Origin of the sequence: Chitinophaga filiformis (assembly GCF_021646545.1) — a bacterium.
Taxonomy (GTDB): Bacteria; Bacteroidota; Bacteroidia; order Chitinophagales; family Chitinophagaceae; genus Chitinophaga; species Chitinophaga filiformis_A.
In genome coordinates, this window is sequence record NZ_JAKIRP010000020.1 from 88255 (window position 1) to 102151 (window position 13897).

A 13897-nucleotide genomic window follows, 5' to 3' on the forward strand; every position below is an offset into this window, starting at 1 on the left:
AAAAGAAATAATGCCAGCAAGATTATTGCTATTTCTGATGGTACAGGTCAACGCAATCGTCTACCGTACGATGGCCAGTTTGTTATCTGTGATATCTATAAAGCTGCAGTCCTCCAGTTTCACAATATTGTCTATAGTATTTTGTGCCTGGGATGTTTCTATGGTATTACCAATGACCTTGAGGTTGGAGGTACATTTTGCTGTCAGCAAGGCATCTTTCTGCAGGTTAAAATAGTTGTCTGACACAGCAATGTTGTTATGGACAGCTGTCTTGCAGATAATTTTATTTTCAGGATGAATGTTGATCACGGGTTCACCACATCTGATAAAGCGGTTGTTACGGATGGTCATATCTTTTACCATTCCCGACTCATACCAGCCGGAGGCATCGTTATTCACAAAGATGCCGCTCATGTGCGTGCGGTCAATGGTGTTGTTTTCTATCACCACTTTTCTGCGGGTCGTTGCCAGGATACCTCTTGTCGGTATCCTGTTGATGGTGCTATGATGTATCCAGACTTCCGGCGTAGCCGTAGTATTTTCAACAGCATCTCCCAACTTTACGGTAGCGGAGATATTGTGTTTGAGTGTAAGCAGGATCTCCTTATCATTCAGCTGCTGTGCTTTGATCACCTGATTATCTTCAACAGCGAGTAAACTCTCCGCATTGATAAAGGCGATACTGTCTCCCGCTGCGAAAGCGTTGAAGCCGAAGGTTTGTGGATGCATAAACCGTACCTGTATCTTGTTACGTGCATTTACCTTTGTGATCTTCAGGTGTGTGCCATGTACATTGATGGCATCATCATTGGCGGCGGAGAGATAGGCGTTGCTGATCTCTATTTTACCACTGCATCCTGAGAAATGCAGGATATCCGCCCAGGCAGCGCAGGTACGCCCGCTATTCTCTGCCGGCCTTACAGTAATACTATCCATTTTTATATCACTGCAATACTGACTGACCACACCCATACCGTGCATAAAGTTGATGCGGATGTTCTTTAATCTGATGTTCTTACTATACTGCATCAATATGCCTGCACAATCACGGGTTACGTCTCTGTTCTGGTAGATAGTTCCTGTATCAAAGCCAGGATTCTTTCTGAAAGAAATACGCACCGTGCTGTCTGGCAGTAACGCAAAGCGGCTGCCCTTCAGATCGATGTCGGTGCGCGACAGATCGTTCGTCTGCGGATGCAGGACCTGCCAGTAATTACCAGGCTGATAACTCCAGCCCTCTCCTATCCAGGTAAGCATGCTGTCTTTGATACTGAACTTAGAGTCGGGATGTACGCTGACATCCACATAGTTAGTGCCACTACCTGTTACTGTAAACTCAGAGACAGTCGGACGTTGATAATCATAGCTGCATCCTTCCACGGCAATGTTCTGCGAGTTATTGACGAAGGTCTCTATCATCTTACCATGCAATACAAACGTTGCCCCTTTTGCCGCCACCTCCACGAAGTTGCAGCTATCGAGCATCAATGCGATGGCTTTGGATTCAAGTGGTTTGTCGTTGGTGTTAGAGATATGCAAGGCTTGTTTCAGTGCTGCATCGGGGTAGAGATCGTACTTTCCGGGAGCAAATTTTATCTTTACAGGCTGAGCGTCGCTACCTGCAGCCTTCAGCACTAAAGATTCATGAAATGCGCCGGGTGTCAGTACTTCCACCATATCACCGGGGGCGAGCTGTAACTGGTTTACCGGCCGGAATGATTTCCATGCCTGTCCGGGCATCTTTCCACTATTATTATCGTTTCCTTTAGCTGGGTCTATATAATAGGTGGTGTTGCCCGGGGAAACCTGTCTGTCTTTAAGCGCGGGATATAAAGAAGCCTGGACTTCGGTGGAAGTACCGGCATTGAAAGAATACAACTTGCCCCGTTTTGCTGCAAAGCTGTATCGATAGCCATTCACTGTATGCTTTGCGGGATATTTACCGGCGGATGTTAAGGTATTAGGAGCGATCAGTGTACATTGACCGTCGCTATCAGATCTGATCAAAAGGCGTGTTATTTTTCCGTCTTTCCACTTCATCTCCACAATCTCAAAGTTGCCCCTGGCGCGGAGCCCATATACAGCACCTGTGCTCCATGCCTGCGGAAGGGCAGGTAATAGCTGAATCGTCCCGGTCTGGCTTTGTACCAACATCTCGGCAACGGCGGCCACATAACCGAAGTTGCCGTCTATCTGGAACGGTGGATGCGCGCAGAAGAGGTTATTATACAGCCCTCCTCCTTTATCATAGTTTACGCTGTCGTTACCTACGGGCCTGAAGAAATTACGGAGTATCCTGTATGCATGATCACCATCCTGCAGGCGCGCCCAGAAGTTGATCTTCCAGGCCATCGACCAGCCGGTAGATTCATCGCCCCTGGCATTCAGGCTTACTTTTGCTGCCTGTGCCAGTTCCGGGGTTTGTGTAACACTTATCTGCCTGCCGGGATGCAATGCAAACAGATGAGACACGTGCCTGTGTTTATCATTGGGATCATCTCTGTCTGTTTCCCATTCCTGCAGTTGTCCCCACTTACCAATTTTAGGTTGGAGAAGATGCTCACGCATATCTGCCACATGATTGCGATACGCAGTGTCTATACGCAGGATATCAGCGGCTTCTATGTAATTGGTAAAAAGATCGTAGACTATTTGCTGATCGTGGCTAACGCCGTCTTCCGTAGGCCCATGCTCGGGCGACCAGCCCATTGGTGCTACAAGCGTTCCGTCAGGACGGCGTTTCAGATGGTCGTCCCAGAAGTTTACAATTTCTTTCAGTATCGGATATGCGAAGTCCCTAAGATAGTTCTCATCTCTGGTGAAGGCATAGTGTTCCCAGATGCCTTGTGCATACCAGGCGCTACCAGGCGTATTCCATTTAAAACTGGAACCACCGAAGATGTTGTTTTCCGTTTTTACTGTCCAGCCTCTTACACCGGGATATTCTTTCTGCGTACTTTCCTTTTTTACCTCGCGCATACTGTTGATGTAGTCGAGGTAAGGGATGTGACACTCAGAAAGATTAGCCGGTTCTGCCAGCCAGTAGTTCATCTGGATATTGATGTTGGAATGGTAATCACATCTCCATGGGGGCGTATTGCTTTCGTTCCACAAACCCTGCAGGTTTGCAGGCAGTCCGCCTTTACGGGAGGAGCTGATAAGGAGATATCTACCGTATTGAAATAACAGGGATTCCAGCTCAGGGTCTGCTTTATCCCAGTTTTTTAGCAACCGCTCAGAGGTGGGAAGTTTACTGAGTGCAGCATCCGTTTTGCCCAGGTCCAGTTTCACCTTCTTAAAGAGCCGCTGATAGTCTGCCATATGTTCATTCAACAACACAGGATATGGCGTAGTAGCCGCGCTCAGCGCCGTTTTCACATCAAGATCGGGCGGTGCAGATCTCCAATGCTGGTTACGATTATTGCTGTAATCTGTTGCAGCAGAGAGGAACACGGTAAAACTGTTAGCGTTCTTTATGTGAAGCACGGCCTCTCCTGCGGAATCCCGCTCAATTGCAACAGTACCTTTATTTGCCACTATCCGGGCAGCAGCCTCGTAAGCCAGGCCGTTTTCCAATTTCCCTGCGATGGTCAGGGTGGTACCGGCAGCTGTTGTCTTTGCCTGGTGGGCATCCCGGAGACGGATAGTAGCAGCATATGCACCCGTCTTCTTTCCGCTATAGGTATAATTCAATACCATGACCTTTCTGGGAAAGGAACAGAAATACTCACGCTTAAAAGCAAGTCCGTTCATGGTATACGAGACCTTCTGTACAGCGGTACTGATATCCAGTTCCCGGCGATAATCGGCAGGTACTGTCTTTACCGTATCCAATCCGTCAAATCTTACAAAAAGATCTCCGAAAGCCTGATAAGCCCCTGTTTCTTCTTCATCTCCTGTCCATAGGCTCTGTTCGTTGAACTGTATATGCTCTTCTGCAAGTCCGCCGAATACCATACCTCCCATCCTGCCATTTCCTATGGGGTAGGCATCCGTCATCCAGGCCCGGGCAGGTTTTGCCTCCCAGAGTTGCAATCCTTTTGTGGAGAATGGTACAGGTGCAGGGGCCGGTTCCATCATTGACTTCCCGAAAGACAGTAACAAATACATCCAAAACGGCTTTGACATCGAATCAGTTTTTATTTACGCAGTGCATGAAAGATAGCCTGTCTGCCTCTAAAGCGGCAAGCGGCTCCCCAAAATAATAAATGTTATGTCAAAGTGAAAAATACCTACTACTTGGTATTGGCGGCCGATTCCTAAACGCATATATTTGAATTGTTTAAATACCCCACATATGTTTAACTCAGTTATCCTCGAAGTAGCAATCGGCGTAATTTTCCTCTTTGGTTTGGTAAGTATGATCTGTTCGGCACTACGTGAAGGAATAGAAGCACTTACCAAGACCCGGGCGGCGTACCTGGAGAGGGGTATACGTGAATTGCTCCATGACCGGGAGGCGAAGAATATCGCCAGAAGCCTTTTTGAACACCCGATGATCAATAGTTTGTATTCATCTGATTATACGCCCGGTAAGAACAAGAAAGAGCCGGGGTTGCTGGACAGAGGGAAGCAACTGCCCTCTTATATTCCATCCAAAAACTTTGCACTGGCTTTAATGGACATTGCAGCGAGGGGCAGTAAGAATAACGCTGTTTCCAGTGACCCGAATGCCGTAGAAATGTCAGTAGCTTCTATCCGTGCCAACATTCTGAATATTCAGAACATTGCTGTACAGCGGGCTATGCTGACTGCGCTGGACAGTGCGCAGGGCAATCTTGAGCGCGTGCAGCAAAACCTGGAAAAGTGGTTTGATAGCAGTATGGACAGGGTATCCGGATGGTATAAACGTTCCACTCAATGGATCCTTTTCATTGTCGGGCTGGCCGTTGCTGTTGGATTGAATATAAACACGATTAAGATTGCGGATTATCTGTTCCGCAATGATGACGCAAGAAAACTGATTGTAGCGCAGGCAGAAAATGCATCGCAGGATGCAGCATTCACACAACAATCCTACACCGAAGCAAAAACTAACCTTGATGCGCTTAAGTTACCTATCGGATGGGCCAATGGTATTAATCCTGAGGCAGATCCAAACGGCGAGAGCAATGCATGGAACGACTTCTTCATATACGCCCTCGGTTGGCTGCTAACAGCATTGGCAGCAACACTTGGCGCACCTTTCTGGTTTGATCTGCTCAACAAGATCATGGTGATCAGGGGAACTGTTAAACCTGCCGAAAAGAGTCAGGAAGAGGGCTCCGAAGACCGAAAGAGCGACAAGTCCAACACTGTTACCATTCAAATGGCAGGAGGAAATGGCGTGGGTAACGGACATGCAGCCCAACCCACCCAGGGCAACGGCGCCCAGGCTGTACCACCGGAAGGTGCTGTGATCGATCCGCAAAGTGACATTGACAACTGTATACTGGAGACTGCCGACATTACTTCAGATGAAGATTTACCACAAGCAGAAGGAGGAATATCAAAATGATACGCGAACTAACATGGTTACCGGCAGTCCTTAAAAATGCCGGGCTGAAAGTCGCCACCGTTGATGGATGGGAAGAGAGAGGCACCAACAGTGCCATGGGTACGGTACTTGGCGTACTTTGTCATCATACAGCAGGCCCGAAAGCAGGCAATATGCCCAGCCTGAATACATTGCTCAAAGGCACCAGCAAGGTGCCTGGTCCCTTGTCTCAGCTGGGCCTGGGAAGGGATGGCACCTTCTACATAGTGGCCGCCGGTAAATGCAATCACGCCGGACAGGGCATATGGAAAGGTATCACCAACGGCAACACGCATTTCATCGGTATCGAAGCGGAGAACACCGGCAAGGCCGATGATTTTCCCTGGCCGGAAGTGCAGGTGGACGCTTATTGCCGTGGCGTTGCCGCCATTCTGAAACATATCGGCAAAGACGCCAGTTTCTGTGCAGGGCACAAGGAGTATGCCCTTCCCAAGGGGCGTAAGCCTGATCCCGATTTTAACATGGATGATTTCCGTAAAAGGGTCGCAGATATTCTTAACGGCGTTGCGCCTGACCCTGTTTTAATTCCTGATGAAGAGCCGGCTAAACCCGATGGTGGCAAGGGTCGAAAAACTACCCGGCGTGGTGACAGGAATGACCTGGTTAAAATTATCCAGGGAAAGCTCGGCCTTACAAAGGATGGTGTTTTCGGGCCTAAAACGGAAGCCGCCGTCCGGCAGTTCCAACGCGATCATCAGCTTGTACCTGATGGCATCGTAGGGCCGAAAACGTGGAAAATAATTGATATGGTTCCAGCGCCGGCACAACCTCAGCCTGCATGATAGACACACACTATGATGCTTGTATCCGAAGCAGATTTTTCCCTTCCCGCTATAAACAAAGAAGAGGGCGTATCAAATGTTGATACACCCTCCTTTTTTTTCGGTTACCGGTTGAAAGCATAACCATGTTCATGCGACTCCCGGAGCCTTTATTATTTGCGATGCACGCTGTTCTGAACGACAAAACCAGATGCTAAAGCTTCAGTACTAATGCTCTCTTTTCAACGTAATGTTTTCTGTTTTGCCGAGGATCAGCGGCACGTGTTCCGTCACTACGTTACTATAGTCGAGACCGTAGGCCTTGGCATCGGGCAGACTTAGTTTATCAAGCACAAAGTGTATTCTCATTACAATATTATCCCAGAGGGAAAGATTATTTTCCACTGACAGGAAACTCTTTAGTATCACAAAACGGAAATCCCCCAACAGGTTGCTGTTCTCAGGATCGAAATATTTGTTTACCAGCGTTATTTCCTTATTTTTTACCATCTCTGCAACCACTTTCTTGAACAGGATATTGATACGTGGTACGATCCTGAAACCGAGTGTGAAGGTAATATGTACGACTTCCTCCGGTTCAATCACTTTAGCTGTATAGGTGGCGGTATAAGGCTTATCGTCTACATCGACATGCACAAACCAGTAAAGGTCGGCTCTTTTAGGTTGCTGGTGCAATATGGAAGCGATCACTCGGTCTTCCACCTTGTCAGGCTTATGCGCACTGGTGAGATATACCAGATGGGTAGAATATTTGGGTACATCGGTATCATTGCTTAGTTCTTTCAACACCGGAATGTATCTTCTGAGGTCCACAAAGTTGCGGTACTTCGCTTTAAACATTCTGCCGGCATACCATATGTACATCACACTGATCAACACAAGGCCGATCATCAGTGAAAGCCAGCCTCCGTGTGCAAACTTGCTCAGGTTGGCTACCAGGAAGGTTACTTCAATCCAGGTAAAAGTCAGGAAGAGCAGGACAACAATGATCCGCGGCACCCTTTGGGTATAGAGGTAAACGGTGAGTAAGACTGTCGTCATTAACATGGTTAACGTGACAGACAGACCGAAAGCTGCTTCCATGTTGGAAGACTCTTTAAAATGCAGCACCATTCCTATACAACCGAGCATCATAAACCAGTTAACAGCAGGTACATACACCTGTCCACGCATATCGGACGGAAACTCAATGCGGAGCCTTGGCCAGACATTCAGCCTGATGGCTTCATTGAATAGGGTAAACGTCCCGGAGAGCAGCGCCTGGCTGGCAATGATAGTAGCCGCTGTAGCGATCACAATGCTTGGGATGAGGAACCATTTTGGCACCAGACCATAGAAGGCATCTACTGCTGTCAGCTGCTGGCCCTCATATTTCATGAGCAATGCGGCCTCTCCGAAATAACAAAGCAACAATGCTGTTTTAATAAATATCCAGGCTACCTGTATATTACGCCGGCCTACGTGCCCCATATCTGCATATAAGGCTTCCGCTCCTGTAGTACACAGGAAGACGCCGCCCAATACCCATAAGCCGCCCGGATAGTTGACTACCAGATCGTAAGCATATAACGGATTAATAGCTTTCAGTACATAGAAATTGCCTGCCAGATTGGTGATCCCCAGAATGGCAAGCATACTGAACCAGATCACCATTGCCGGGCCGAAAAATACGCCGATGCGGTTTGTGCCCGATTGCTGTAAGAGGAACAGCACAATCAGGATGCCAATGGTGATAGGCATGATAGGAACATCCGGCTTAAGCACCCTTAGTCCTTCAATAGCGGAAGTAACCGAAATAGGTGGTGTGATGAGGCTATCAGCGATCATGAAGCTACCTCCGATAATAGCGGGCCACAATACCCATTTACCATATCTGCGGATAAGCGCATACAGGGAGAAGATACCACCTTCGCCGTTGTTGTCTGCCCGCATTGTAATAAAGACGTATTTCAGGGTTGTTTGAAAGAAGAGTGTCCAGAAAATAGCCGACACGCCTCCCAGGACCAGTTGTTCTGAAATAGCCTTTTCTCCGATAATGGCCTTGAAAGTATACAGAGGAGATGTGCCCAGGTCTCCGAAAACGATGCCTAAAGCAAGCAATACGCCACCCCATTTGAAGCGGTCCGGAGCATGTTCATCTGCTCCGCTGTGTGAGTTGTTCATAGTCCCTATAACAAATTATAATTTAACTATAAATGTACTACTCTCATTTCACATATTCCACAAAACGAAACAGCTGGTATCAGATTTAATACCAGCTGTTAAAGTATACCGGTTGCCGCGGCAGACCGGAATGATCATTATTTTTCTTAAGCAGATGATCAGGCAACTAACTGTGCCATCCATACGGTGGCATTGCCACATTCAGGATCGTCTTCCTTATATGCGAGAACGCGAAAACCGTTGTCCTCCAATAGTGACTGATACTGATCTTTATCCAGGGATGCATGAAACAGGTTTTCTCCGCCATTCTCTCCCCATGCCTCGCCGTGCTCCTTGCCTGAAGTGAATAGCAGGACGCCGTCCTTATTCAGATGCTCCCGGAAAATGGGGAACATGGCAGGCTGGTTTTCAGCAGGCAGATGAAAGAAGCTATGCCATGCTATAATTGCGTCAAATTTCCTCTTAAGTGACAGTTCACGCATGTCGGCCAGTATGAATGTTGCTTCGGGAAGATTCCGCTGTGCTATTTCCAGCATACGGTAACTGGCGTCCGATCCGGTAACCCGCAATCCCTGGTCCAGGAGATATCCCATTACCGGCATACCTGTACCACACCCGAGGTCCAGCACACTTGCGCCTTTTCCTACAATGTCAATCACCTTATCAAGACAGGCTTTCTCCGTCAGGTGCTGGCGGTTTTCAGCGAACCATCCGGCAATGATGTTGTACGTTTCATAGACGTTATCTTTCCTGTTCTCCATGACTCATTTCATTCATCATGTTTTGTTATACACTTAAAACCTTTGTAAAGAACGCTATCGTACGCTCCCAGGCCAGTTCCGCAGCCGCCTTATCATAACGCGGTGTTGTATCGTTATTGAAGCCATGGTTTACGCCTGGATAAATGTAAGCGTTGTACTGTTTGTTATTCTCCTTCAGCGCTGCTTCATATGCAGGCCACCCTTCGTTCACGCGTGTATCCAGTTCGGCGTAGTGCAGCAGCAATGGCGCTTTTATCTGCGGCACCTGCTCCTTCTCTGGTTGTCCGCCGTAATACGGTACAGCGCCGGCCAGGTCAGGTACCCGCACTGCCATCATATTAGCGATCCAGCCGCCAAAGCAGAAGCCGACTACGCCCACTTTTCCGTTACATTCCGGATGGGTCTTCAGGTATTCAAAAGCTGCGATGAAATCTTCCAGCATGCTGTTCCTATCCCGCTGGCTTTGCAGTTCACGCCCTTTATCATCCGTACCCGGGTAGCCTCCCAAAGGTGTTAACGCATCGGGAGCTACAGTAATAAACCCTGCCAGCGCAGCTCTCCTGGCTACATCTTCAATGTGCGGGTTCAAGCCGCGGTTCTCATGAACGACAACGATACCGCCCAATTTCTTCTTAGCATCTGCTGGCCTGGACAATAGGGCTTTCATCTTTCCACCTCCCTTCTCCGAATCGTAGTGAATGTATTCCGACTTCAACCGCGGATCGTCGGCCTTTACCTGGATAGCGTTTTGATAATCGGGCATGAGGAAACTCATCAGGGATGTCACCGTCAGCCCTCCTACTGCATATATGGATAGCTTTTCTATAAATTGCCGCCTGTCTACGCGGTTGTGGGCATAATCGTCGTAAAGGTCGAAGACCTCCTGTTTGATGTCTTCCTTTTTGATTTCATTTGGGTTCATGGAATGCGTGTTTGTATTTAAATGTAATCATAAAAACGGGAATATTGGCGGGGGACAAATCAGCATCCTCAGGGGTTGATCCGGACAACATAAAATTCTATATTTGGTAAAAGATTTTCATGAAACATCTTACCATAATCGTCCCTGATGGAGAGAACAACCTGAGCAGCATCGTCGGCGCTTATAAGATATTTACACGCGCTAATGAGTACTGGAAAGGGACCGGTAAAAAGGAGTTGTTCAAGATTGAGCTCGCAGGCATTTCAAAAGAGGTGGATTTCTATGGCGGTTTGTTTACGGTGAAACCGCATTGCCATATTTCTGCTATTGGTAAGGCTGACCTGATTATCATTCCTTCCCTGAACCATAATTATCATAAGGCTGTAAAGGGTAACCAGTTGCTGATAGACTGGATAGCGAAACAATATAAAGCGGGTGCAGAAATAGCCAGTATATGTACAGGCGCCTTTATGCTGGCATCTTCAGGATTGCTGGATGGTAAAAACTGTTCTACACACTGGGCTGCGGCAGATAGTTTCAGGAGTATGTTTCCAGAGGTGCATTTACAGGCCGACAAATTAATCACCGATGAAAATGGCATCTATACAAATGGAGGTGCTTATTCTTTCCTTAACCTGATCATTTATCTTGTAGAGAAGTATTATGACCGGCAGACGGCTATCTATTGCTCCAAGGTATTCCAGATTGAAATAGACCGGCAAAGCCAGTCGGCGTTTACCATATTTACCGGTCAGAAGCTGCATGGCGATGAAATGATAAAGAAGGCGCAGGCATATATTGAGAATAATCTGCAGGAGAAAATAAGCGTGGAAGACCTTTCTTCCAAGTTTGCCATTGGCAGGAGGAATTTCGACAGGCGCTTTATCAAAGCAACGGGCAATACTCCTGTTGAATACTCACAAAGAGTAAGAATTGAATCTGCAAAAAAAGCATTTGAGAATACCCGGAAAACCATCAATGAAGTGATGTATGAAGTCGGCTATTCCGATATAAAAGCCTTCAGGGAAGTATTCAGAAAGATCACCGGCATGTCGCCGCTGGAGTATAGAAATAAATACAATAAGGAGGCTGTGCTCTAAACTACTCAGCCAGTCCCAATGGCGAAAAGACTACAAACAACGTTATCATTGCCAGTAAGAGCAGCACAGTGTATATATGCCGTCTTTTCCAGGGGCGAAGGTCCACCACATTATTCCATTGCTGTACAAATGGTTCGCTACGTGGGAAGAAAGCACCTATTACCAGCATCAGCAATACTGTCACTACAAACAAAATAGCGAGTACGTGCAGGAAATGTAAACCTGTATCTATAAACAATTGGGAAACAGCATAGGTGACGATGAAAAATATGAGCCCGATCTTCGCGGCAATTGCAGGCATACGCTTGTGCAGCAGTCCTACCACCAGGATGGTAAAGATAGGCACACTGAATAAACCGCTTACCATTTGAATATACGTGTACAAGCCCTGCTCTGCAAAAACGATGAAAGGAGCAATCAGCATTGCCAGTAAACAAACCAATAATTCAAAGCGTCTGCTTATCCGCACCACTTCCCGCTCGCTTACTGTTTCCTGCCGCCATGCCTTGAATGGCTTGTACAGATTCAATACAAAGAGCGTACTGGTACTGTTTAACCCTGCGTTAAAAGTAGTCAATGCGGCCCCAAAGGTAATAGCCGCTATAAAGCCGGTGAGTACCGGAGAGCTGACATCGCTGACGATCCTGGGAAATACTTCGGCGGTATTGCTCAGATGCGGATAGAGCTGTACAGCGATCAGGCCTGGAATATTCAGCAACAAGGGTGAGATGATCTTACCCAGGCAGGCGACCGCAATGCCCTTCTGACTTTCGGCCAAGCTACGTGAGGCCAGTGCCTGCTGGACAATGTATTGTTCTGTGCCCCAATAGTAGAGATTAACCAGGAACATGCCGGTAAAAATTGTGCCAAAGGGCACAGCATCCTTAGGACCACCAATGGCATTAAAATGGTCTCTCCGTGATGCCAGCAGCAGCTCAAGCCCAGTGCTCACAGAACCGTGCCCCAGGTATTTCAATGCAACATAGGGCAATAGAATACCACCTGCAAACATGCCGATGCCCAGCACAGTATCTGAAATAGCTACTGCCTTCAATCCTCCCAGCACGGTATAAAGGCAACCGATCAATCCTATCATCCAGACGAGTATCCAGATGGTGGCCCAATAGCTGATATGCAGGGCATCCGACAGACCAAACAGGCCATTAAATGCGATAGCCCCGCTGTATAGCACAGAGGGCAACATGTTCACGATATAACTGATCAGGAAGATAGCGGATACGAAACGTTTGGTACCAATGTCATAACGTTCTTCAAGAAAGTCGGGCGTAGTGGAGATGCCACTGCGCAGATATACGGGCATGATAAACTCGGAGACCAGCAACATAGCAAATATGGAGGACATCCCCCATGCCATGACGCTCATGTTGTTGGTGTATACCAGTTCATTCTCACCAATGAACTGTACGGCGCTGATATTAGTGAAGAAGAGCGCGCCGCCTACTACCAGAAATCCCAGGTTACGGTTGGCGAAAAACAGTCCGGCAGCGGTCTGCAGGTTCTCTTTCCGGGTTTTATACCAGGAGATCACCGCCACCAGGATGGTAACCAGCAGGAAACTCAATAAAGCGCCAACATTCATATGATCAAAGCGAGTTACGTCTGATCAGCTTCGTAGGCAGGACTTCATGTACCGGTTCCCGGCTGAGGACTGCCTGGGCAGCCCGTTTTCCCATCTCACTGAAGCTGACAGAATAGGTAGTGATACCATTGCCAACGAGCTCTTTTACCGGCTCGTCATTGTGCGAAAGTATACCAATATCCTTACCCGGTTTAATTTTTTTTGCGGCGCAGTCTCTTAACAGGTTCCAGAGCTCTGCGTTCTCGTTTACATAATATACGACTCCCTTCTCTACGGAGCCGGGTTCATATTCGCGTAACACCTTGCCTTTGATCTGATGTTCCTTAATGAACCGCTGGAAGGACTTAACAATTTCGGGCGGGAACAGGGAGTCCGGATTGTGGAAGAATACCATCTTATCAAACTTTTTGATCTCATCGGCCAATTGTTCGAAGATGGCATAGGAAGACTGTTCAAATTCCTGCACGACATACTGGAAATCTCCATCCAGCGGCTCATAACGGTCAAACATCAATAACTTCTGACGAGGTATGGTGTTCAGCAACTCCCTTGTACGGGGATGATGAATAGGAGAAATTACATACATACCATAGTGGCGGTTCTTCACCAGAGAGAACATTGTTTCAAACACCTCTATGTTACCATGATGGAAGAATACGTCCAGCAGCACATTAGCACCCAGTTCATTGCGGAAGCTACGGTAGAACTGTTCCTGGAAGGTATCGATCGTATACATGAGCAGGGCTACCTTGAGCGACTGCTGGGTATTGTCGTCAGAGACAAAGTACCCCAGGCGGTTCTTGGATTCAATAAGGCCGCGGTTCTGCAACTCCCGGTAACCCTTGATCACGGTTTCCCGGGCATAACCCAGACCGGAGATCATCGCATTCACAGAAGGTAAAGGATCGCCTACAGCAATGATTTTCTCATTGATAGCATTGACAATACCCTCTACAAACCGCTCATGCTTTGAGTAGGAAGGTATCTCATCCAGTTCCTGTATCTTTTCAAAAATCGCATTCATTCCAACAGA

General features: G+C 47.5%; 9 protein-coding genes. 3 read left to right on the top strand and 6 right to left on the bottom strand.

What is annotated here, in order from left to right; all coding sequences use genetic code 11:
* Positions 1–60: 60 nt before the first annotated feature.
* On the bottom strand, positions 61–4128 hold the full coding sequence (locus tag L3C95_RS31580) for a glycosyl hydrolase family 95 catalytic domain-containing protein (protein ID WP_236394605.1): 4068 nt from the start codon (positions 4126–4128) through the stop codon (positions 61–63).
* 169 nt (positions 4129–4297) lie between these two features.
* Between L3C95_RS31580 and L3C95_RS31585 the strand changes: the two genes are divergently transcribed.
* Complete coding sequence (locus L3C95_RS31585; protein WP_236394607.1) at positions 4298–5497, top strand: hypothetical protein; 1200 nt, start codon at positions 4298–4300, stop codon at positions 5495–5497.
* Positions 5494–6318: an N-acetylmuramoyl-L-alanine amidase gene (locus L3C95_RS35155; RefSeq protein WP_317207724.1), complete on the top strand. Its 825-nt coding sequence runs from the start codon at positions 5494–5496 to the stop codon at positions 6316–6318. The genes L3C95_RS31585 and L3C95_RS35155 overlap by 4 nt, the downstream gene beginning before the upstream one ends.
* 207 nt (positions 6319–6525) lie before the next feature.
* Here the strand turns inward: L3C95_RS35155 and L3C95_RS31600 are convergent, their stop codons facing one another.
* The 3 genes from L3C95_RS31600 to L3C95_RS31610 all read right to left on the bottom strand — a co-directional run bounded on the left by L3C95_RS31600 (position 6526) and on the right by L3C95_RS31610 (position 10164).
* Entirely contained in the window at positions 6526–8481 is a 1956-nt protein-coding gene (locus tag L3C95_RS31600) for a KUP/HAK/KT family potassium transporter (RefSeq protein ID WP_236394609.1), read from the bottom strand.
* 158 nt (positions 8482–8639) lie between these two features.
* Complete coding sequence (locus L3C95_RS31605) at positions 8640–9242, bottom strand: class I SAM-dependent methyltransferase (RefSeq protein WP_236394611.1); 603 nt, start codon at positions 9240–9242, stop codon at positions 8640–8642.
* Between the two features lie 25 nt (positions 9243–9267).
* Positions 9268–10164, bottom strand: coding sequence for a dienelactone hydrolase family protein (locus tag L3C95_RS31610; RefSeq protein WP_236394613.1), 897 nt, complete (start codon positions 10162–10164; stop codon positions 9268–9270).
* Positions 10165–10283: 119 nt separating this feature from the next.
* On the opposite strand from L3C95_RS31610, the gene L3C95_RS31615 reads away from it, so the two are divergent.
* Positions 10284–11264: a GlxA family transcriptional regulator gene (locus tag L3C95_RS31615; protein ID WP_236394615.1), complete on the top strand. Its 981-nt coding sequence runs from the start codon at positions 10284–10286 to the stop codon at positions 11262–11264.
* Between the two features lies 1 nt (position 11265).
* On the opposite strand, the gene L3C95_RS31620 is transcribed toward L3C95_RS31615, so the two are convergent.
* Both L3C95_RS31620 and L3C95_RS31625 read right to left on the bottom strand, forming a co-directional pair.
* Entirely contained in the window at positions 11266–12864 is a 1599-nt protein-coding gene (locus L3C95_RS31620) for a solute:sodium symporter family transporter (RefSeq protein ID WP_236394616.1), read from the bottom strand.
* Between the two features lie 4 nt (positions 12865–12868).
* Positions 12869–13888, bottom strand: a complete 1020-nt coding sequence (locus tag L3C95_RS31625; protein WP_236394618.1) for a GntR family transcriptional regulator — start codon at positions 13886–13888, stop codon at positions 12869–12871.
* Positions 13889–13897 lie beyond the last annotated feature (9 nt).